General features: G+C 37.4%; 24 protein-coding genes. 8 read left to right on the plus strand and 16 right to left on the minus strand.

What is annotated here, in order from left to right; genetic code table 11:
• Positions 1 to 2 precede the first annotated feature (2 nt).
• The 7 genes from B0E34_RS05505 to B0E34_RS05535 all read right to left on the minus strand — a co-directional run bounded on the left by B0E34_RS05505 (position 3) and on the right by B0E34_RS05535 (position 7,374).
• The gene (locus tag B0E34_RS05505; RefSeq protein ID WP_087707676.1) at positions 3 to 413 is read right to left on the minus strand and encodes a GxxExxY protein; all 411 of its coding nucleotides are present in this window, start codon (positions 411 to 413) and stop codon (positions 3 to 5) included.
• A 122-nt stretch (positions 414 to 535) separates the two neighbouring features.
• Positions 536 to 1,783, minus strand: a complete 1,248-nt coding sequence (gene fahA / locus B0E34_RS05510; RefSeq protein ID WP_087707679.1) for a fumarylacetoacetase — start codon at positions 1,781 to 1,783, stop codon at positions 536 to 538.
• Positions 1,784 to 1,879: 96 nt separating this feature from the next.
• Positions 1,880 to 2,365, minus strand: coding sequence for a hypothetical protein (locus B0E34_RS05515; RefSeq protein ID WP_087707758.1), 486 nt, complete (start codon positions 2,363 to 2,365; stop codon positions 1,880 to 1,882).
• A 71-nt stretch (positions 2,366 to 2,436) separates the two neighbouring features.
• The gene (gene hppD, locus B0E34_RS05520) at positions 2,437 to 3,567 is read right to left on the minus strand and encodes a 4-hydroxyphenylpyruvate dioxygenase (RefSeq protein WP_087707682.1); all 1,131 of its coding nucleotides are present in this window, start codon (positions 3,565 to 3,567) and stop codon (positions 2,437 to 2,439) included.
• A gap of 231 nt (positions 3,568 to 3,798) precedes the next feature.
• Positions 3,799 to 4,578: a hypothetical protein gene (locus B0E34_RS05525; RefSeq protein WP_087707685.1), complete on the minus strand. Its 780-nt coding sequence runs from the start codon at positions 4,576 to 4,578 to the stop codon at positions 3,799 to 3,801.
• A gap of 135 nt (positions 4,579 to 4,713) precedes the next feature.
• Positions 4,714 to 5,988, minus strand: a complete 1,275-nt coding sequence (locus tag B0E34_RS05530) for an acetyl-CoA hydrolase/transferase family protein (RefSeq protein WP_087707688.1) — start codon at positions 5,986 to 5,988, stop codon at positions 4,714 to 4,716.
• Positions 5,989 to 6,186: 198 nt separating this feature from the next.
• Positions 6,187 to 7,374: a homogentisate 1,2-dioxygenase gene (locus B0E34_RS05535; RefSeq protein ID WP_087707691.1), complete on the minus strand. Its 1,188-nt coding sequence runs from the start codon at positions 7,372 to 7,374 to the stop codon at positions 6,187 to 6,189.
• Between the two features lie 123 nt (positions 7,375 to 7,497).
• Here B0E34_RS05535 and B0E34_RS05540 point away from each other — a divergent pair, with 123 nt between their 5' ends.
• Together B0E34_RS05540 and B0E34_RS05545 are read left to right on the plus strand one after the other, a co-directional pair.
• The gene (locus B0E34_RS05540) at positions 7,498 to 9,567 is read left to right on the plus strand and encodes a TonB-dependent receptor plug domain-containing protein (protein WP_087707694.1); all 2,070 of its coding nucleotides are present in this window, start codon (positions 7,498 to 7,500) and stop codon (positions 9,565 to 9,567) included.
• Between the two features lie 210 nt (positions 9,568 to 9,777).
• Complete coding sequence (locus B0E34_RS05545; RefSeq protein ID WP_228423020.1) at positions 9,778 to 10,233, plus strand: thioredoxin family protein; 456 nt, start codon at positions 9,778 to 9,780, stop codon at positions 10,231 to 10,233.
• 223 nt (positions 10,234 to 10,456) lie between these two features.
• On the opposite strand, the gene B0E34_RS05550 is transcribed toward B0E34_RS05545, so the two are convergent.
• Positions 10,457 to 10,822, minus strand: a complete 366-nt coding sequence (locus tag B0E34_RS05550; protein WP_076395792.1) for a DUF1304 domain-containing protein — start codon at positions 10,820 to 10,822, stop codon at positions 10,457 to 10,459.
• A 68-nt stretch (positions 10,823 to 10,890) separates the two neighbouring features.
• Here B0E34_RS05550 and B0E34_RS05555 point away from each other — a divergent pair, with 68 nt between their 5' ends.
• The gene (locus B0E34_RS05555) at positions 10,891 to 11,463 is read left to right on the plus strand and encodes a Crp/Fnr family transcriptional regulator (protein ID WP_087707700.1); all 573 of its coding nucleotides are present in this window, start codon (positions 10,891 to 10,893) and stop codon (positions 11,461 to 11,463) included.
• Positions 11,464 to 11,528: 65 nt separating this feature from the next.
• On the plus strand, positions 11,529 to 11,972 hold the full coding sequence (locus B0E34_RS05560; RefSeq protein WP_087707703.1) for a carboxymuconolactone decarboxylase family protein: 444 nt from the start codon (positions 11,529 to 11,531) through the stop codon (positions 11,970 to 11,972).
• Between the two features lie 270 nt (positions 11,973 to 12,242).
• Here B0E34_RS05560 and B0E34_RS05565 read toward each other — a convergent pair whose 3' ends face one another.
• Genes B0E34_RS05565 through B0E34_RS05575 form a run of 3 tightly spaced genes read right to left on the minus strand, consistent with a single transcriptional unit; the run spans position 12,243 to position 13,948 of the window.
• Positions 12,243 to 12,995, minus strand: coding sequence for a type 1 glutamine amidotransferase domain-containing protein (locus B0E34_RS05565; RefSeq protein WP_087707706.1), 753 nt, complete (start codon positions 12,993 to 12,995; stop codon positions 12,243 to 12,245).
• A gap of 51 nt (positions 12,996 to 13,046) precedes the next feature.
• Complete coding sequence (locus B0E34_RS05570) at positions 13,047 to 13,334, minus strand: putative quinol monooxygenase (RefSeq protein ID WP_087707708.1); 288 nt, start codon at positions 13,332 to 13,334, stop codon at positions 13,047 to 13,049.
• On the minus strand, positions 13,334 to 13,948 hold the full coding sequence (locus tag B0E34_RS05575; protein WP_087707711.1) for an NAD(P)H-dependent oxidoreductase: 615 nt from the start codon (positions 13,946 to 13,948) through the stop codon (positions 13,334 to 13,336). The genes B0E34_RS05570 and B0E34_RS05575 overlap by 1 nt, the downstream gene beginning before the upstream one ends.
• Positions 13,949 to 14,173: 225 nt before the next feature.
• Here B0E34_RS05575 and B0E34_RS05580 point away from each other — a divergent pair, with 225 nt between their 5' ends.
• The 4 genes from B0E34_RS05580 to B0E34_RS05595 all read left to right on the plus strand — a co-directional run bounded on the left by B0E34_RS05580 (position 14,174) and on the right by B0E34_RS05595 (position 17,180).
• Complete coding sequence (locus B0E34_RS05580) at positions 14,174 to 15,085, plus strand: LysR family transcriptional regulator (RefSeq protein WP_087707713.1); 912 nt, start codon at positions 14,174 to 14,176, stop codon at positions 15,083 to 15,085.
• Between the two features lie 27 nt (positions 15,086 to 15,112).
• On the plus strand, positions 15,113 to 15,988 hold the full coding sequence (locus B0E34_RS05585) for an aldo/keto reductase (RefSeq protein ID WP_087707716.1): 876 nt from the start codon (positions 15,113 to 15,115) through the stop codon (positions 15,986 to 15,988).
• Between the two features lie 335 nt (positions 15,989 to 16,323).
• Positions 16,324 to 16,593 (plus strand): RebB family R body protein, encoded by a 270-nt coding sequence (locus tag B0E34_RS05590; RefSeq protein WP_087707719.1) that lies wholly within the window; start codon positions 16,324 to 16,326, stop codon positions 16,591 to 16,593.
• A 140-nt stretch (positions 16,594 to 16,733) separates the two neighbouring features.
• Positions 16,734 to 17,180, plus strand: coding sequence for a lipocalin family protein (locus B0E34_RS05595; protein WP_087707722.1), 447 nt, complete (start codon positions 16,734 to 16,736; stop codon positions 17,178 to 17,180).
• Between the two features lie 52 nt (positions 17,181 to 17,232).
• Here B0E34_RS05595 and B0E34_RS05600 read toward each other — a convergent pair whose 3' ends face one another.
• Genes B0E34_RS05600 through B0E34_RS21260 form a run of 5 tightly spaced genes read right to left on the minus strand, consistent with a single transcriptional unit; the run spans position 17,233 to position 21,084 of the window.
• Positions 17,233 to 18,570, minus strand: a complete 1,338-nt coding sequence (locus B0E34_RS05600) for a UDP-N-acetylmuramate--L-alanine ligase (protein WP_087707724.1) — start codon at positions 18,568 to 18,570, stop codon at positions 17,233 to 17,235.
• A gap of 6 nt (positions 18,571 to 18,576) precedes the next feature.
• Entirely contained in the window at positions 18,577 to 19,014 is a 438-nt protein-coding gene (locus B0E34_RS05605) for a hypothetical protein (protein ID WP_087707726.1), read from the minus strand.
• Between the two features lie 11 nt (positions 19,015 to 19,025).
• Entirely contained in the window at positions 19,026 to 19,832 is an 807-nt protein-coding gene (locus B0E34_RS05610; RefSeq protein WP_087707729.1) for a lysophospholipid acyltransferase family protein, read from the minus strand.
• Between the two features lie 27 nt (positions 19,833 to 19,859).
• Positions 19,860 to 20,486 (minus strand): NUDIX hydrolase, encoded by a 627-nt coding sequence (locus B0E34_RS05615; RefSeq protein ID WP_087707731.1) that lies wholly within the window; start codon positions 20,484 to 20,486, stop codon positions 19,860 to 19,862.
• Positions 20,487 to 20,532: 46 nt separating this feature from the next.
• On the minus strand, positions 20,533 to 21,084 hold the full coding sequence (locus tag B0E34_RS21260; protein ID WP_165762951.1) for a hypothetical protein: 552 nt from the start codon (positions 21,082 to 21,084) through the stop codon (positions 20,533 to 20,535).
• Positions 21,085 to 21,122 lie beyond the last annotated feature (38 nt).

Genomic DNA, 21,122 nt, shown 5'->3' on the forward strand with positions numbered 1-21,122 from the left:
ATTTATAACAGATTTTCAAAGTCTTTATTTACAAATGTTTCCGTTCCTTCATGATAAAGATTATAAACATTAAAATTTACAAGAATTGATTTTGAAACTTTAAGCAAATTCATATAATTCATTGTTTGCGCTCTGTGAATGTTATGAAATTCTGTAACGGATTTTATTTCCAATACTATAGTATTTTCAATTAGAAAATCACATTTAACCTTACAGTCAATCTTTAAATCTTTATAGATTAGTGGAATTTCAAGTTCACTTTTATATTTTATGCCAAGCAGATCAAATTCTCTTTCTAAACATTTATGATATATTTCTTCATAAAGACCGGGACCAACAATTTTATGAACTTCTATACATGCACCAATTATCTTATACGTAAGCTCATTGATGTATTTCTTAGTAATTTCCATAATTGTGTTTTGCCTTGATTCAATGAAAATCTGTAGATTTTCAAACTAATGTGTTCTCTTATGCAGATAAAAAAATCTTCTTTGTGACTTATGTGTTAAAAATTATCTAAAAAATTTTATATTTAAACAGTAGGAATAATTTTCCCTGAAACTTCACCGAAACCAACTCTTACCCCGTCTTTTTCAGCCCAGGCTTTCATGGTTACCGTATCGTTATCGTTGATGAATTTTCTTTCTTCACCGTTGTTTAACTGAATCGGATTCTGACCTCTCCACGTTAATTCCAGCATGGAACCGAAAGATCTCGGATCGCTTCCTGAAATGGTTCCGCTCGCGTAAAGATCTCCGACTTCCACGTTACAGCCGTTTACGGTGTGATGAGCCAGTTGCTGCGTCATGTTCCAGTACATGTGTTTGTAATTGCTTTCGGAGATCAGGTTTTGCTCTCCGTTTTCAGGTTGAAGATAGACTTCAAGATTGATGTCGTAATTTTTATCTCCTTCAAATTTCAGATAATCCAAAACTTCAGGATCCTGTGTAGGAGAAGCGGTTCTGAATGGTTCTAAAGCTTCCAGAGTAACCACCCACGGCGAAATTGAGGAACCGAAATTTTTAGCTAAAAATGGTCCCAGCGGAACATATTCCCAAGACTGAATATCTCTTGCCGACCAATCGTTGAAAACCACCATCCCGAAAATCGCGTCTTCAGCATCTTTGGTGGAAATACTTTCGCCCATTTCGGTGTTTTTATTGATGATGAATGCCATTTCAAGTTCGAAATCCAATTGTTTACAAGGTCCGAATATCGGCTTTTCTACATCTGCGGGTTTCATCTGACCTTTCGGACGGTTGATTTCCGTTCCTGACACTACAATAGAGGAAGCTCTTCCGTGATAACCTACCGGAAGATGTTTCCAGTTAGGAAGCAGTGCATTCGCAAGATCTCTGAACATTTTTCCCACGTTGGTTGCGTGTTCGATACTGCTGTAAAAATCTGTGTAATTCGGAATATGAACCGGCATCATCATTTTTACCTGATCCAGCTCATAGAAAGCTTCTTCGATGGTTTTTTCATCTTTTGATAAGATAGAATTTTCTAGCAGTAATTCCTGAATTTTTAAACGAACGGCATTCGTTACAGGCTTTCCAAGTTCGATGAATTCATTTAAGGTATAGGCTTCGAAAACGTTATCGCCTAAGCCTTCGATTTCTTCGAAATATCCCAGATCGTATAACGTTGCAAGATCGATGATCTGATCGCCGATTCTTGTACAGCATCCGATGTATTCTTTGTTGAAAACCGCTACACCAAACGGAATATTATGAATAGAAAAATCTGAATCTGATGAATATTCTACAAATGATTTCATAATTTTAGAATTTAGTTTGGATTTTATACAAATCCGTTAGATTTTAAATTTTAAATATTCTGAAGGCTTTTTAATCAGTTTAAGCGTTCAAAATATTTACTTTTTAGATTTGGTTTTGTTTTTAACTTTAGAAAAAGATTCTTCGTCAATCCATCGCGCTTTTGTATTTACGTCGATCAGGTACAGAATATTGTCCTGTCTTGTTAAAAGCAATGTTTTGGTAACGGGGATCGGAACTTTTTTGTTTTCCAGAAGATCCGCTCTTAAAGAAATGATGTTCTTTTTGTTTCTTACAATATCCCCTGAAAAAACATTAGAACTGCTTTCTCCGGTGGCTTTATCGTCAAAAACTTCTACATAAGTCGCTTTGTTTCCTTTAATAACAATAAAATCCCTTTCGGTATGGTCTGCTTCATCGTTAATGTAGACAAACTTTTTATTGTCAATGTTTACCGCTTCCAGATTCTGGTTGACTCCCTTTCTTTCTTCAAGTCGGGTAAGAATATCATTTAGTGAACCGTACTGCGCTTTTAATCCAAAGCTTGCTCCTAAAAATAACATTCCTATTAAAAATTTTCTCATATTAATGTGTTTTTTAAAAAAAGTTTTGTCAAGACTGTTCATCCTGACAAAACTCAATATTACAAATAAAATTACAGGTTTCCTCTTCTTTCCTGTTCTCTTTCCAATGCTTCGAATAATGCTTTGAAGTTTCCGGCTCCGAAGCTTTGCGCTCCGTGTCTTTCGATGATTTCAAAGAATAGGGTAGGACGGTCTTCTACAGGTTTTGTAAAGATCTGCAGCAAATATCCTTCCTCGTCATGATCGATAAGAATTCCCAGTTCCTGAAGTTTTTTAAGATCTTCGTCGATGTGTCCCACTCTTTCAGGAACCATATCGTAATAGGCTTCAGGCGGCGCAGATAAAAACTCAACACCACGTTTTTTTAATTCTGTTACGGTGTGGATAATGTCTTTTGTAGCTACTGCAATGTGCTGTACTCCTTCACCTTCGTAGAAGTCCAGATATTCTTCTACCTGAGATTTTTTCTTTCCTTCTGCAGGTTCGTTAATCGGGAATTTTGCGTAACCGTTTCCGTTGGACATTACTTTAGACATCAAAGCAGAATATTCTGTGTTGATCTGCTTGTCGTCAAAAGAAAGAATATTTACAAACCCCATTACTTTTTCATACCATTCTACTGTTGGAATCATTCTGTCCCAGTCTACGTTTCCTACGCAGTGGTCTACATACAATAAACCTGCATCTTCAGGCTTGTAATCGCTTTCCCATTTTTCGTAACCCGGCATGAAAGGACCGTTATAGTTTTTTCTTTCGATAAACATATGAACGGTTTCTCCGTAAGTATAAATTCCGGACATTCTTACCTCACCGTTTTCGTCTGTTAATGTTACAGGTTCCAGATAAGGTTTTCCGCCTCTTTTTGTGGTTTCTTCAAACGCAGAATAAGCATCATCTACCCAAAGAGCCAAAATTTTCACTCCATCACCGTGTTTTTTTACGTGCTCATTGATCGGAGAATCAGACTTAAGTCCTGTGGTAAGTACCAGTCTGATTTTTCCCTGCTGAAGAACATAAGAAGCACGGTCTCTTACTCCTGTTTCTGGACCAGCATATGCAACAGACTGAAAACCAAATGCGGTTTTGTAATAATGTGCAGCCTGTTTAGCATTTCCTACATAAAACTCAATGTAATCTGTACCGTTGATTGGTAAAAAATTCTCAGCCTGAGCAATTTTTTCGGCAAATGTAAGTGTTGACATATTTCTATTTTTACTTTTATATTTATGGGAATGCAAATTACGAATTTCTTACTAATACGAAAAATATTAACAAACACCCGTTAGGTTAATTTAACATAATCGTAAAGAAAAGTTCATTTAAGTATGCTTAAGTTTATTGTTTTGGTAATAATGTTTATAGATTTGTATTGCTAACAAATGAAAAAAAAATATTTCGAAAAATGAAGCCACAGGTTTTCCCTGCGGCTTTATTTATTTTATATTGTTTAATCTACCTGCGTCGGGATTATAATTATCCCAGATTTTCCAGACATTGTCTATTTTGCGGATGAAATAGATTTGGGTATTCAGTTGGTTTACAAAATGCTCTTCATCTGTTGCTCCTACTTTGAACAGAAGATTCCAGAATTCCTGAGATTCCAGAATTTTTTTGTCCGGTTCATCCGTCACGATATGGATATCGAATACTTCATAATTCGAACGGTTATTTTTCGTTACCAGATGAAAATCCCTGTCGCACAATTCTTTGCTGAAGTGCGATGCTCTTTCCAGAAAGGGGGATTCATTAAAAACCAAATCTTTGAAGAGTTCCGTTTTATGATCCGGAAACTGTTTATAAAATTCAAAAACGGTAGCGCAGTAATCATACACCATCTGGAAAAACTTCTGGTTGTTGTTTTCTTCATTCCCCTGTCTTTTTTCTTTTACAAACTGGATGTAGGCATTTAAATCTTTATACCCCAGAAAAATACAGATCTTATCCAGTGTTTTCAGAAACCGGAGATCGTTGTGCGTTTTGTCCTGATAATCATTTTCAAAAAAACGCTGAAGGGTAACATGGGAAATCGTATTCCCAATTTCAAACTTTTTTCCGCCTTTAAGTTCTTCAGCCTCAGAAAGTTCATCTTTAATGATTTCAGAAAGAATAATATAATGGCTTCGCTTCCATTCCTGTACATTTCCCAGAACCGAATTTTTCACTTTGGGATGTTTTATAACCTCTTCTCTTATCGAATTATATATCGTTTTCAATGTCCTGTTTTTAAAAGCTCTTTAGCAAATATACTGCCATTTAACTGAATTTTTCCGACTATTTCATTATGTTAAATTGAAGGTGTATTTTTTTTAGGACATAGAAACTGAAAATCGGGTGAAATATTGAAAAAATTATTGCTTAAACCTTTCATAAGCAGCTTTTTCCAGCATTTCCCTGTCATCGGGATGCGCGATGCTGATTAATTCCTGAGCTCTCTGTCTTAAATTTTTTCCGTAAAGATAAGCAGTACCGTACTCCGTTACAACCCAGTGAATATGTCCTCTTGTGGTTACCACTCCGGCTCCCTGTTTAAGGAAAGGAACAATTCTGGACACTCCTTTTTTGGTTCTCGAAGTAATGGCAATGATCGGTTTTCCGTCTTCGCTTAATGCTGCTCCTCTCATAAAGTCCATCTGTCCGCCGATTCCGCTGTACTGCATCGTTCCGATAGAATCTGCACAAACCTGTCCGGTAAGATCAATTTCAATCGCCGAGTTAATCGCAACCATTTTATTATTTCTCATGATATTGATCGGGAAATTTACCGTACTTACATCATCAAAAGAAAATACCGTATTATCGTCTACATAATCATACAGTTTTCTTGTTCCGAAACAGAAACTGGTAATGGTTTTATTGTCGTTGTAACCTTTATATTTATTATTGATGACATCATTCTGGATCAGATCAATTACTCCGTCACTCAGCATTTCGGTATGTACTCCCAGATCTTTATGATTGTGAAGACATTTCAAAACCGCATCAGGAATGGTTCCGATTCCCATTTGCAGGGTGGATTTATCGTCAATTAATTCGGCAACATTTTTTCCGACCAGCATTTCTTCCGGACCTACTTTTGCTCCGTAATCTACGGTTGGAAGTTCTTCTTCATGCCATACAAGCTTATGAATTCTGCTGATGTGGATCATTCCGTCACCATGCGTTCTCGGCATTAAAGGATTGACCACGGCGACAATTATTTTTGCAGTATCAACTGCAGCTCTCGCAACATCAACGGAAGTTCCCAATGTACAGAAACCATGTTTGTCCGGAGGGGAAACGGTAATTAAAGCAACATCAAGCGGTAAAATATTTTTTCTGAAAAGGATAGGAATCTCGCTTAAAAATACAGGGACAAAATCTCCTCTGTCAGAATTCACTGCATCGCGTACAGGAGACGAAACAAATAAAGAATTAACGAAAAATTTGTCTTTGTACTCAGGTTTTGCAATTTCCACATTTCCCTGTTGGGTAATAGAAACCATTTCTACATTATCCAAACGGTGGGATTGCCTCGCTAGTTCGTCGATTAAGTAATTCGGAGTACAGGCGCTTCCGTGAAAAAATACACGGTTTCCGCTTTTAATGGTATAAATAGCTTCTTCTGCGCTGATGTAATTTTGCATATTGAAATTTTTTATGAATTTTTCTTAGTCTTAAAGATAGTTCATATTGTTTTTACTTAGTCTTATTATTCGAAGATTTTTATCATGTTTTAATTAAATTGATTCAAAAAAAGGACTGAAATATTAATATTCAGTCCTCAATATATTTTGATAATAATTTCAGTGCTAAAAGCCGGAAGCCAGTCGCCAGAAGCTTTATTACTCCTGAGAACGGTCTTCAAGATGGTTGTCTTCGCTTTCCAGCCATGAAGTTTTGTAAGAAGGATCTTCCACTTTTAAAGCTTCTTCCGTAATTTTCAAAGGTCTGAAAGGATCTACCATTACAGCATATTCTTCTGTGAATTTTTTACCGATGCTTCTTTCCATAGCTCCCGGATGCGGTCCGTGAACAATTCCTCCCGGGTGAAGCGTAAAATCCATTAAATCGATATGATTTCTGCTCATGAAATCGCCTTCCGTATAAAATAAAACCTCATCAGAATCGATATTTGAATGATTATAAGGAGCCGGAATGGCTTGTGGATGATAATCGTACATTCTCGCACAGAACGAGCAAACCACAAAATTATGGGCTTCAAAAGTCTGGTGAACCGGTGGCGGTTGATGAATTCTACCTGTGATCGGCTCAAAATTTTTGATATTGAATTTATAAGGATAAAAATAACCGTCCCATCCTACAACATCAAACGGATGCGTTGCGTAGATGAAGTCTGTAATCTGGTTTTCTTTTTTTACTTTAATTAAAAATTCTCCCTTTTCGTCTTTAGGTTCCACAAAAGTAGGAGTGATGATGTCCCTTTCGCAGAAAGGAGAGTGTTCCAATAATTGTCCGAATTCGTTTCTGTATCTTTTTGGCGTATAAATCGGGGAGTGGCTTTCTACCACGAAGAAAATGGTATCATCAGAATGCAGTTCCAACTGATAAATCGTTCCTCTTGGTATAATTAAATAATCCCCCACAGAAAATTCAAGATTTCCTACAAAAGTTTTTAAGATTCCGCTTCCGCTGTGCGCGTATAAAAGCTCATCGCACTCAGCATTTTTGTAGAAATAATCCATTGATTTTCTTGGCTTCGACAGTCCCATTTTCAGGTCGTTGTTCACCATTAAGAACTTACGGCTGTCCATAAAATCGTCTTCGGGAGTTACGTTCATTCCCTTAAACATTCTTGGCGTTACATTTTTTTCAACAGCAATTTTCGGGGCTACATCTTTCGGTTCACCGATGGATTTTATCTGTGTCGGACGGTGAATATGGTACAATAACGAAGAAATTCCATGAAAACCTTCCGTCCCGAAAAGCTGTTCATAGTAAAATTTATCTTCAGGAGATTTGAAAATCGTGTGTCTTTTTTGGGGAATATTTCCCGACTGATGATATCTCATTTTACTTTTATATGTTGATTCTCAAATTTAACACTTTTTCATGAATTCAATTTAATAATATTTTTCCAATCATGTTTTGTAGTTGGAAAATAATTGTTAGCTTTGTCTAACAATTATAATTTCATGAGGCGAATATTATTTTCTGCAATCTTCTTTTCGGGGTTCTGCTTTTCACAGGAAACTGACAGTCTGATTTTGAATGGGTCGAAAGAGCAGGATTCTGTAAAAGTTTCAAATCGAAAAATCAAAACAAGAGATATTGATGATGTGGTGATTACAGGAACGATAAAACCAATCAGCAAATCAAAAAGTCCTGTAAATGTTGAAATTTATTCGCAGAAATTTTTTCAGAAAAACCCGACGCCGAGCATTTTTGAAGCTATTTCTATGGTCAATGGAGTAAAACCTCAGTTAAATTGTTCCGTCTGCAACACAGGAGATATTCACATCAACGGACTGGAAGGTCCTTACACGATGATTTTGATTGACGGAATGCCGATTGTCAGTTCGCTGTCCACCGTTTACGGACTGAGCGGAATTCCGAACAGTCTGGTTGACAGGATTGAAGTGGTGAAAGGTCCTGCTTCCTCTATTTACGGCTCCGAAGCAATGGGCGGAGTCATTAATATCATTACTAAAAATGCTTTGACTGCAACCAAATTAAGTGTCGATCTCATGACGACAACCTGGAGTGAAAATAATGTTGACCTTTCCACGAAATTTAATTTGGGAAAGAATGTCGCTTCGCTGTTGAGTATGAATTATTTCAACTATACAAAAAGATTCGATTTTAATAAAGATAATTTTACAGATGGAGCTTTGCAGAACAGAATTTCAGTTTTTAACAAATGGAATTTCCGGAGGAAGAAAAACCGATTGGGAAGTTTTGCTCTGAGATATTTATATGAAGACCGCTTTGGCGGAGAAATGCAGTGGAATAGATCCTATCGGGGAAGCAATGAAGTATACGGAGAGAGTATTTATACGAATAGAGTAGAAGCTTTCGGGGTTTATCAATGGCCTTTAAAAGAGAATATTATCACCCAGTTTTCTTATAATTTTCATGACCAGAATTCTTTTTACGGCAATAATCCTTTTCTAGCGAATCAGAAAGTGGCTTTTACCCAGACGTATTGGGATAAAAAATTCGGAAAACACGATTTGATTCTGGGGGTTACGTTTAAAAAGACATATTATGATGACAATACGCCCGGAACATTGTCTGCGGACGGATTAACCAACGAACCCATGAGGTCGCCTATTTTTGGGGCTTTTGTTCAGGATCAGTGGGAAATTAATGAGAAAAATATGTTGTTGCTGGGGTACAGATTGGATTATGACAAAATTCATCATGCTGTACATTCGCCTCGTTTTGCATGGAAATTTTCACCGAATCCTTATCATACTGTACGATTCAATTTTGGGACGGGTTTCCGTGTGGTGAATTTGTTTACCGAAGATCACGCTGCATTAACGGGTTCGCGTGAAGTGGTGATTCAGTCGAATTTAAAGCCTGAAAAATCGATCAACGGAAATGTAAATTATGTATGGAAAATTCCGGTTGGAGATCATTTGATTAATTTGGATGCTTCAGCATTTTATACGTATTTCAGCAATAAAATTGTAGGAGATTTTGATACCGATCCTGCGAAAATTATTTATGATAATCTTCAGGGGTACGGAATTTCGAGAGGAGCTTCTTTAAATCTGGATTATACTTTTGATTTTCCTTTGAGCGTTAATCTGGGAGTGACGTATCTGGATGTTTATCAGAAGTTTGATGGGGAAAATGAAAAAACGCAGCAGCTTCATGCCCCGAAATGGAGCGGAACTTATAATCTGAGTTATCGGTTTAAAAATAATCTGACAGTCGATTTTACAGGACAGTTTTACGGATCGATGCGGCTGCCGGTTTTACCGAATGATTACCGGTCGGAGTATTCTCCCTTGTATACATTGGCGAATATTCAGATTTCAAAGAGTTTTAAATCGGGATTTGAAGTGTACTGCGGAATAAAAAACCTGTTCAATTTTACTCCGAAAGATCCTTTGATGCGGCCTTTTGATCCGTTTGATAAAAATGTTGATGATCCGGTAAGCAATCCTAATCATTATACTTTTGATACGACGTACGGATATGCGCCGATGCAGAAAATAAGAGGTTTTTTGGGGGTGAAATATACTTTAAAATAGTTGTGAATTTTTAACGCAAAGATTTTTCTAATGAACAAGAATATTTTTAGAAATCAAAGGCAAATAAATTTGCTTCACGAAGCGTAAGGAAAAGCTTTATCAAATCAACCTGTTGATCCATCTTTGCTCACTTATATGAAATAGAAAAAATTAAAACTTTGCGTTTAAAAGATTTTTATAAGAAAAAACATATATAAAATGAAAAGCCTAATGATATTTTTATTTTTAATGTTGGTGCCGTGTTTTTGTCTTTCGCAGATGAAAACCGGCACTTTTGCGGATTTGGAAATTCAGCAGAAGGAAGATCCGAAACCAATCATGATTCATCTTTATACAGATTGGTGCAGTGTCTGTAAAATCGAGAAATTCAATTTAAATAAAGATAAAGAGCTGGTTGAACTCATCAATCAGCATTTTTATATTATTAATTTTGAAGCCGAAAAAACAAAAGAGAACATCGTTTTTTTAGGAAAAGAATACCATTATCTGTCTAACGGAAATTCAGGAATTCATGAGCTGGCTCTGGCTTTATCGAAAAATAAAAGTCAGCCGGTTTATCCTGCGTGGATTATTCTGGATAAGCATGGAAATTTGGCTGAATATCATGAAGGATTGTTTAAAACAGAGGGATTAAAGAAGAAGCTCAAAGAGATTTTGAAGCAGTGATTTTGTTTATTATATTGATAGGAAGCTGTGGATTTTCTACGGTACGCTGAGCGGAGCCGAAGCGTGCGATGTGGTTATTGTAGAAATATCTTATTACTGTACGCTTCGGCTCCGCTCAGCGTACAGCAGAAGGTTACCAATACAAGTATTCCTCATCTATTTTATTGGAGAGGAAATTTTTACTTCAAAATGATGAAGGGTTATAAAATCGGCGGGAGAGGTTTTATTTCAAAAGCACTGCAGCAATTGCGAGAATTGCCGGTAACGCCTGAACAAAAAATATTTTCTTCGTGGCAGAAATGGCACCGTAAATTCCGGCTACGGCAACGCATCCTAAGAAAAATAAAGCGATATTGGTCTGCCATTTCGGATCTTCGATGAAGAATGACCAGATGAGTCCGGCTGCAAGAAAACCATTGTACAGTCCCTGATTGGCGGCTAAACCTTTGGTAGGTTTAAACATTTCGGGAGGCAAGGCTGCTTTGAAAACTTCTTTTCCTTTGGTTTCCCAGGCAAACATTTCCATCCAGAGAATATAAAGGTGTTCGAGGGCAACAGCGGCGATGAGTATTTTGGCTACAATTTCCATAATTTACGTTTTTGTTTTGTAAAACTAAAAAAATAAAGTTAAGTTTGGTTATACAATTTTCAAAAAAAATGGAAACTTTCAGGCAGCATTTGGAAAAATTTATTTCGGTAACCGATGATGAATTTTCTTCCATTCTTTCATTTTTTCAGCCGATGGATAGTAAGAAGAAACAGAATCTGATGACTGAAGGAGAAATCTGCCGGTCGATGTATTTTGTGGTAAAAGGCTGTCTCAGAAAATTTTTTATCAATGAAAAAGGAGTAGAGCAGACTACGGAATTTGCGATTGAAAACTGGTGGATCACCGATACTTTTGCGTATGAAAGACAGTCTGTCTCGAACTTTTCCATTCAGTCGGTCGAAAAATCAGTCATTTTGAAAATTGATTCAAAAGATCAGGAAGAACTGCTGAAAAAACATCCCGTTATGGAGCGCTATTTCAGGATGATTTACCAGAGAGCGTATGCCGCTTCAGAAAGACGCATCCGCTATCTTTACGAATTTTCACGCGAAGAACTGTATGTGCATTTCAGTACCCAATATCCGTGGTTTATTCAAAGAATTCCGCAATATTTAGTGGCTTCTTTTTTAGGTTTTACTCCGGAATATTTAAGTGAAATCAGGGCGAAATTACGTTCTTAAACCAGTTTAAGATTTTTAAAGACTTCAAACCGGAACTTTGTCTCAGAAATTTAAACCAAAATATTATGAGTGCAAGATTCAACTGGACAACCGTTCATCCTGCTGCGTACAAAGCGGGAATAGGCATGGAAACTTCTCTTCAGAACAGCTTTTTAAGTCCGATTCAGAAAGAATTAATCAAAATCAGAGCTTCGCAGATCAACAGATGTGCTTTTTGTCTGGATATGCATACGAAAGATGCGTTGAAGTATGGCGAAACACCGCAAAGAATTTTCCTGCTGAATGCGTGGAGAGATGCAAAAGAACTTTATACGGAGGAAGAGCAGGTTATTCTGATGATTGCGGAAGAAATTACGTTAATCAGCCAGAAAGGATTAGCCGAAGAAACCTATCAGAAGGCAAAAGGGCTTTTTGATGAAACCCAGATTTCAGATATCATTATGGCAGGTATTGTCATTAATATGTGGAACAGAATTGCAATTTCTACCCATATGCCGATTGGGAAATAGATTTTAATGCAAATAGTAAAAAATAAAAGAGCTTTCTATATCTGAAAAGCTCTTTCATTATTAAGTCTGTTTAAACTTTTTATTTAACCGCAAAAGTCAAAAAAGATCAGCTAAACTTTTATTTAAAGTTGGTGATTATAAATAAAAAAAGGTCACAATAGTTTTTAAAAATCTTTGGTTTTTATTCTTTTGAGCACTTTGATTATTCTTGAAATTCGCTTTATCATTATCTTTTGCGGTTTATTCTGAAATTAGTTTAAACTAGTCTTTTTATTTTTTCAATTCCTTTAGAATTTCTTCGCCTACACTTTTTGCAGACTGAGGATTCTGTCCGGTAATTACCCTTTGGTCGCTCACTGCGTGAACCTGCCAAAGTCCGGATTTCTCAAATTTTGCGCCTCTTTCTTTCAGCTTATCTTCTAGGAGAAAAGGAACCACATTGGTTAATTTCACCTCCGCTTCTTCTTCGTTGGTGAAAGAATTGATCTTTTTACCGTCAACCAGATATTTTCCGTTATTCAGTTTAATGTTGACCAAACCAGCCGGACCGTGGCAGACTGCTGCAACCACACCGCCGTTTTCATAAATTTGAGAAGCGATGGAAGCCAGTTCGGTGTTGTCTGCAAAATCCCACATCGCACCGTGACCTCCCGCATAAAATATTGCTTTATATTCTTCCGGATTCACTTCCGATGGTTTCATGGAATGATCGATCTTGTTTTTATACTTTTCGTTTTCCCAGAATTCTTTATTTACCGGATCTTTCAGATCAAATCCGTCTACCGGAGAAGTTCCGCCTTTCGGACTTACAAAATCGATTTCATATCCTGCTTTGTGAAGAACTTCCCACGGATGAGCTACTTCACCCAGATAATATCCTGTTTTTTCGCCGGTGTCGCCTTTTGTCCCATGACTGGTAATGACGAATAAAATTTTCTTTTCCATATTTTTAAACTTTTTGGTTTGTGCCTGCATAAATCCTGCCATAAAGATGGCAAGGACGAGTAATGTTAATTTTTTCATGCTGATATTTACTGTTAAATAGACTGTTGAAATTCAGTTATTTAATGTGTTTTAAATTATTTCTGTTAAAAAAATCTGTGGTTGCTCCTGAAGCTTTTCATTCACTAATTCTCTGAAAGCTTTGATGTAAGGCTGCTCGTTATGTTGTGCTAAACTTTCACTGCTTTTCCAGATTTCATAAAATACAAACTGGTTTTTATCTTCAATTCCCTGATGAAGCCTGTAAAGTTCGTTGGCTTCCTCTTTCACGGTCTCTTTTACCATATTCTGAAGAACTTCCAGAACTTCCGCTCTGTACTCTTCTCTGGCTTTAATAACTGCGGTTAAATAAATCTTCATTACGCCAACTGGGGTTTTAATTCTTTTTCAAAAACTTCGGTAAGATGTTCTCTGTACAGCTTCATATCTCTTTCTACATCAGCATTTTTTTCTACATCATGAAAATGGAAACTTTCTAATTTTTCAAGAGAAACGAAAGCATTCATACGGTGGAATCCAAATAACGGTCCATTGTCTACACTGGTTTCCTTAAAAAATTCTCCTGGTAGCGTAAATGCTGTTGCAGGGGCGTTCCAGCTTGTGGTTACCATGTATTTTCTTCCGCCAAGCATTCCTCCGGTTCCATAGTTGATCTTCGGATTATCGGCGCTTCTTCCGTCGCTCATATAAATTCCTTTGGCGTGTCCTGCGGTGAAGACTTCATCGATGTATTTTTTTAAACCGTTCGGTAACTGAAACCACCAGATCGGAGTGTGGTAAATAATGTAATCTGCCCATACAAATTTTGCCACTTCTTCATTTTTATCATACCCTTCATCTACGTTGGTGATCTTTACATCTACATTTTCAAAGTTTTTAAGCACTTCCAGTGTGTTCTCTGCGATGGTCTGGTTATATTTTCCTCCGGAATGTCCGAAATTCTGTCCTCCGTTGATAATTAATACTTTTTTCATTGCTTTTATGATTGTTTAAATTTTACAGGGACAAAGGTATTGGCTAAATTGCTATAAGAAAAATAATAAAAATTATACCTAAGTATTATTTAAATGATAATTAGTATATGTAATTGATTATCAGTTTTTTATTTTAAATATAGACCGCCTTTATCGCTTTCATTGATGCTGAAAATATCATAATCATGATTATTTAGGTACATTTGCATCATAAAAGTAATACCTATGGTTAATTTAGAATGGTACAGAACTTTTAAGGCAATTTACAAAACAGGAACGCTTACCGAAGCTGCGGATACGCTGTTTATTTCCCAGCCGGGCGTAAGTCTGCATCTCAGTTCGCTTGAAGCGTATGTCGGGTATAAATTATTCGACAGAACCGGAAGGAGAATGATTCCGACGGAAAGAGGAAAGGTCTTGTATAATGCCATTACCGAACCTTTGGCAAAATTGGAAGAGGTGGAGAAAAACTTTCAGAAATCGACGGAGAAACTCACGCCTACCATCAGTGTCGGCATGTGTTTTGAAACCTTTCAGACAACACTGGAGCAGTATGTTTCCAGTCTGCCGTTCAACCTGATCATCAGTTTCGGAGAATACCGCGAAATGCTCGATCAATTAGATAAAGGAATTTTAGATTTAATCATTACTCCCAAAAAAGGAGTTTCGCCGAATATTGAGCATGAAGCATTTTCTTCCGAACAGATCATTCTTGTGGGAGGAAAAGAGGTTGATAAAGATGAGTTTGAAATTATTTTAAATGAAAAGGGAATCGAACACGCGGAAGAATGGCTGAAAAACGAAAAATGGTACGGAACAGCGGGAGATATGGAGCATCTTTTTCAGTTCTGGATCCTGAATTTCGGACATAAACCGAACTTCCGTCCCAATTACATTGTTCCGAACCTGAATTCAATTGTGCGTTGTCTGAAAGGCGGAACAGGTTTGGCAGTGGTTCCTGATTTTCTATGCAAAAAAGAAATTGAAAACGGAGAAGTACAACTGATCTGGGAAGGCGAAAAACCATTAAAAAACACGCTCTATTTCGGATGCCGGAAAAAGACCAATTATCAGACGGAGATCGATCATATCAAAGAACTTTTCAGGAAGATGATGGGAAAAGATATTGAGATTTAACAAATTATAAATAGATAAATAAAAAGTATGCAACAGAAAACATACACAGGGCAGCCTGTAATTACACTGAACAACGGAGTGGATATTCCGGCTTTAGGATTCGGGGTTTGGCAGATGGAAGATATGCAGGAATGTGAAAATGCGGTGATCAAAGCCATTGAAACCGGCTACAGAATGATCGACACGGCTTCCATTTACCAGAATGAAACCGCAGTAGGAAATGCGATCAAAAACAGCGGAACAGACCGTGAAGAATTATTCATTACTTCAAAACTTTGGGTTCAGGATACCTCTTATGAGCAGGCAAAAGGGGCTTTTCAGAGAACTTTAGACCGACTGCAACTGGATTATCTGGATATGTATCTTATTCACTGGCCATATTCTGATTTTAAAGGAGCATGGAAAGCGATGGAAGAACTGTATCAGGAAGGGAAAATAAAAGCAATCGGGGTTTGTAATTTCCCTGAAGATAAAATGGAGGAACTGAAAGCGGATGCAACCGTACTTCCTGTCATCAACCAGATCGAGCTTCACCCGATTTTCCAGCAGAAAGAACTTCAGGTGTACAACAGGGAAAATAACATCATTACGCAGCCTTGGAGTCCGCTTGGAAACGGAAACGCAGGATTACTGGATAATCAGGATCTTAAATCAATCGGCGAAAAATACGGTAAAACGGTGGCGCAGGTAATTTTAAGATGGCACTTACAGGAAGGATTCTGCGTGATTCCTAAATCGGTTACCCCTTCCAGAATTGAAGAAAACTTTAATGTTTTTGATTTTGAATTAACCGAAGATGAAATGAACGTGGTTCGTTCTTTAGAAACCGGAAAAAGATTATTTTTCAATCCGAAAGATCCGGAATGGGAGCAGAAAATGCTGAAATCGGTAGCGGATATTTAAGATCTGGAATTTCATTAAATAGTTTTCATTAAAAGTCTGTTTAAACTTTTATTTAACCACAAAAGTCACAAAAGATGTACTAAATTTTTTATTTAAAGTTGATCATTATCAATGAAAAAGCTCACCATAGTTTTTAAAAATCTTTGATTTTTATTCTTTTAAGCGCTTTGATTATTCTGGAAATTCGCTTTAACATTATCTTTTGTCCCTTTTGCGGTTAATTCTGAGATTAGTTTAAATATGTTTTAAATAAAAAGAAGTAATAATTATTTATTGCTTCTTTTTTTATTAAAAAATATCATTTAACTTTACCATTATACTTAAAAACTAAAATTATGGATACAAAAGTTAATGATCAGATCACCGATGCCGTAACTCAGGCTAATGTAAAAGTTTTAGGAGAGGCTCCTGCAGTGGCAATGGGAAATCTTTATCAGGCTATGGCACATTCTACAGGCATACTTTTTCAGAATGCAGTAAGCGCTCAGAATCAGCAGAATATCTTGGCTCAGGCTGCTGTGACACAAGGTGTAATGCAGATTTACAGCATCGATACAGTTGCGGATGCGATTTCCATTACAAAAATATTGAATCCGGGCTCCTGAATATTCAAAAATTTTTTGAATAACAAAAACATCTGATTTTTTTTCGGCATAATATGTATAAGCCGTGAATTTCATCTATTTTTGCGGACTTACAATACCTCTGTTTAAGAAATTAGACAGCCAGAATACTTTTTATCAATATGAACAAAATACTCATGTCATTTCTTCTGCTCTCTGTTATTTCCTGCATCGGAAGTGATGAAGATCAGAACACAGACAATAAATCTTCCATAATCGGAACATGGTATGTCGAAAAAACCGAGATTTACAAATCTTTAAATCAGCAGGTTCTTGTTTCTTTTTCAACGGAATGTCAGAAAATGAGTACCCACGAATTTACTTCTACCCATCTTTTCTCCATTTCTTTTGCCCAAAACAACAATACCTGCGAAAAAGCAGATGTTGTAATCCAAAAATATACGTTTGTTGAAGCAAACAGTACATTTTGGTTTGAAGGGCAGGAAAAGTATCCGTACTACATCACAAAGCTTAATGAATCTGATATGGTGGTAGAAGACCGCACTCAGGATTTCGACGGCGACGGAGCCAAAGATGTTTTGAGACGTTTTTATAAAAGAATCAAATAAAATAAAAACTCCTTTCAGACCGAAAGGAGTTTGTTTTTTATATTCTGTACAGTTATTTCGTAAGATCAAGACCTCCGAAATTTCCGGAGCTCATCATGAGATAAACGCCCTCAGTTTTATCCAGTGTGTTCCAGTACGCATGAAGTTCTTCCGCGTTGGTGAACACTTTTAAATTTTCATTTTTGAACTTTTCTTTAATCAGTTCCGGTGAAATCGGCTCCATTCTTTTGATTTTCAGGGCATCTTCAGAATAGAAAACAATCGCTTCATCCAGTCCGTCCATTGCGTGATCGTACTGCTCCAGAAAAACAGGATTTAAGCTGGAATACGTATGAAGTTCAAGGAAACCATATTTCTTTTCGTTTTTAAACTGCTCACAGAATGCTTTTACGGCTGCCTTTACCTTACTCGGCGCGTGTGCAAAATCTTTATACAATGTTCCGTTGTCTTCTCTTTCCACCCTTTCCAGACGCTTTGAGGCTCCTTTAAAGCTCATAATGGCTTCATAGAAATCTTCATCCATAATTCCAAGAGTATGGCAGATGTGTCTTGCGCCTTCAAGATTTAGTAAATTGTGTGCGCCAAAAACCGAAAGCGGAACATCGCCCATTTCCGTTTTCAGGTGAACTTTTCCGTTTACAATTTCGTATTCAGGGGTTTTGTAAGGAATTTTTCTGAAATAATTTTCAGCACTTTCCACCACTTTTACCACTTCGGCATCTTCTTCATTGTATACCAGAACACCGCCCGCTGTAATGCTTGCCACAAACTTTCTGAACTGCTCCATGTAATCATCAAACGTTTTGAAAACGTTGATGTGATCCCATGCAATTCCGCTCAGCAAAGCAATATTCGGCTGATACAGCAAAAATTTCGAACGGAGATCGATAGGAGAGGAAAGATATTCATCCCCTTCCAACACCATAAAATCGTTGTCTTCGCTAAGTTTCACCATACAGTCGAAACCTTCTAGTTGTGCTCCCACCATGAAATCCACCTCTTTCTGATGGAAATTCAGCACATGAAGAATCATGGAAGTAATCGTTGTTTTTCCGTGTGAACCGGCAATAACCACTCTTGTTTTATCTTTAGACTGTTCGTATAGAAATTCGGGATACGAATAGATTTTCAGTCCAAGCTCTTTGGCTTTTGCCAGTTCCGGATTATCCTGATGTGCGTGCATTCCGAGAATAACGGCATCGATATCGGAAGTAATCTTTTCCGGAAACCATCCCATTTCTCCGGGAAGAATTCCTTTCTTTTCCAAACGTGATTTCGAAGGTTCAAAGATGGCATCATCCGAACCTGTTACATGGTATCCTTTATCTTTTAATGCAATGGCAAGATTGTGCATCGCACTTCCGCCGATCGCGATGAAATGGGTTTTCAACTCTATTTACGGTTTTTTTACATTAGTATTAATGATCTCCTGAAAAGCATTGGTAATGTTCGTCCAGTTTGTTTTGTAATTCGGCATTACCGAGCTTGCATCGGTTTTGCTGCCTTCATTCGGACCTTTTTTTATGTTGATCGTCGTGGCAATCCCGTCATAAATTTTCTGGTGGTCTTCCTGTATTCTTCTGAAATTATTCTGGGAAAGTGTATTGTCCAGCTTTTTAAGATCTTCGTCTGTAATTTTAAAATCCTGCTTGTATTTTTTACCCTGTCCTTCGAAAGAATAATGGGCAGTATTTCCTTTAATCAGAAGATTTTCATATATCGGTGCAAATCCCCCGCTTTTCGAATAGCTGATGTCGAAATCCGAATACACTTTCTGGCTGTTGCAGGATACTAATACTATGATTGCGAATAAAATTCCTAATATTCTTTTCATCATTTTATACTTTAATTATCTGACTCTTTTTGCTCTGATTTTTTAGCTTTTAATTCTTCATCATAACTGTGCAGAACATTGAAGTCCTCCGTCTGCTCAATCGCCGTCATGATTTTATGCAGAATCTGCTGTGCATTTTCTTTATCGTAATCTATATCAAGAGGCGCTTTAAATTCCATCGTTGGTTTTACGCCCGTAACTTTTACACGAAGTCCCTTTTTATCGAAAGCCCTTCTGAATCCGTTGATTTTAATAGGAATAACAATAGGACGTTGGTTTTTAACCAGTTTCGCCGTACCTCTTCTTCCCTGTGCAAATGCTGCCGTGGTTCCCTGAGGAAAAGTAGCTACCCAACCGTTATCCAAGGCTTTCATGATATTATCGACCTCGCTCATGTCTACCATTCGGTTGACGTTTTTACCTTCTGCTCTCCACGTTCTTTTTACCGTTACTGCTCCTGCAATCTTAAAGATTTTAGGAAGAATCCCTTTATTCATGGTTTCTTCCGCAGCTACATAGTAAAAATCGATTTTAGGATTTAGAAGATAGATCGGGTTTTTAATGGTATTTAAATAGCCGTTGTTTACTGAGCAGAATGCATGATACATCGCTGCCACATCTGCGAAATACGTCTGATGGTTGGATACAAACAGTACATTGGAGTCGGGAAGATCTACAAGATATTCCGTTCCGCTGATTTTCAGTTTATTAAAGCCGTTGAATCTTCTGTAAGATACCAGTCCTAAAATAAAAATAATTAATCTTTTTAAAAAATAAGGAGTTCCGAACGCGTCGGTGAAAATGTTTTTCTTCGCCATCTCTCAATTAAACACGGTATTGCAAAGTTACATTTTTTTCAGCAACTGGCTGAATTCACTCAGAATCATGGCGGTAGCGCCCCAGATAATATATCCGTTGAAATTAATAACAGGAACTTCATTTCCTGCCGTGCTCGGTAAAACCATCATTTCCGGCTCATCCGGAAGATTGAGAAAACAGGTGATGGGAAATTCGATTACTTCCACTGCCTCGCTCTGCTGCAGAATAAATTCCGGATTCTTTTTCGTATACGAAATATAAGGATACACATAAAAGTTGCTGGGCGGAATATAGATCGGCGACATCTCACGGATCATCCGCACGTAATGTTTCTCGATGCCGATTTCCTCTGAAGTTTCCCGCACGGCAGTTTCTGCAAAATCCTCATCCGTTTCTTCGCGTTTTCCGCCCGGTAAAGAGATCTGTCCGCTGTGTCGGTCGTGCTCATTAATGGTTCTCTGGATTAAAGGGAAATGCCACTCATCGTTTTTCAGGTACAAAACAATATTTACGGCAGCAAACTTTGGTTTTTTTTCCAAAACCTCTTCATACGTAAAAACAGGGCGGGAAGGAGGCGAGAAAACACCGTGCGCGTGGATTCCCGGCAATTCCGCAGTTTTTATTTTCTTTAATAAATCTTTTCCAAAACTCATTCTCAAATTTAATCATTTCTTTTGAAGAAAGGAAGAGCGGAGAATGTTAATTAATGGTAAAAGTGGAGGAGTGGCGGTTGGTTGTTTGTTGATGGTTGATGGTTGATGGTTGATGGTTGATGGTTGATGGTTGATGGTTGATGGTTGATGGTTGATGATTGATTATTGATGATTGATGGGTGGGTGATGATGATTGTTGTGCGCTTCGGCTTCGCTCAGCGTAGTGCTTGGTTGATTTGTTTGAATGACTGAATTTATGAAATCTGTTTTTTTTGCTTGTTTTTGAAGGATGTTTTTTTATGAACGGGTTAAAATTACCACAGAAATGTCCATTTTCCACCATCATAAAAAATTCTGACCGGTTTTGACTGCTTTTGACCGGTTTTGACCGGTTTGAAAACCCATTTCTTCGGATCATGTTCGGGTCTTCTTCGGATCGGCTTCGGAAAAATGGGATTTTTTCCGAAGAAAGACCGAACAACAATCGAAGGATTTCGGGAGAATTTTGATTACCGTCTTTCTTTAATTGTACGCTTCGGCTCCGCTCAGCGTACTTTAGTGCGATTCCATTTAAACAAATCATTGCAACCAAACCCATCACCGTACGCTGAGCGGAGCCGAAGCGTATATTAAAAC

The sequence above is a fragment of the Chryseobacterium mucoviscidosis genome, assembly GCF_002177115.1.
In the GTDB taxonomy this organism is placed as follows: Bacteria; Bacteroidota; Bacteroidia; order Flavobacteriales; family Weeksellaceae; genus Chryseobacterium; species Chryseobacterium mucoviscidosis.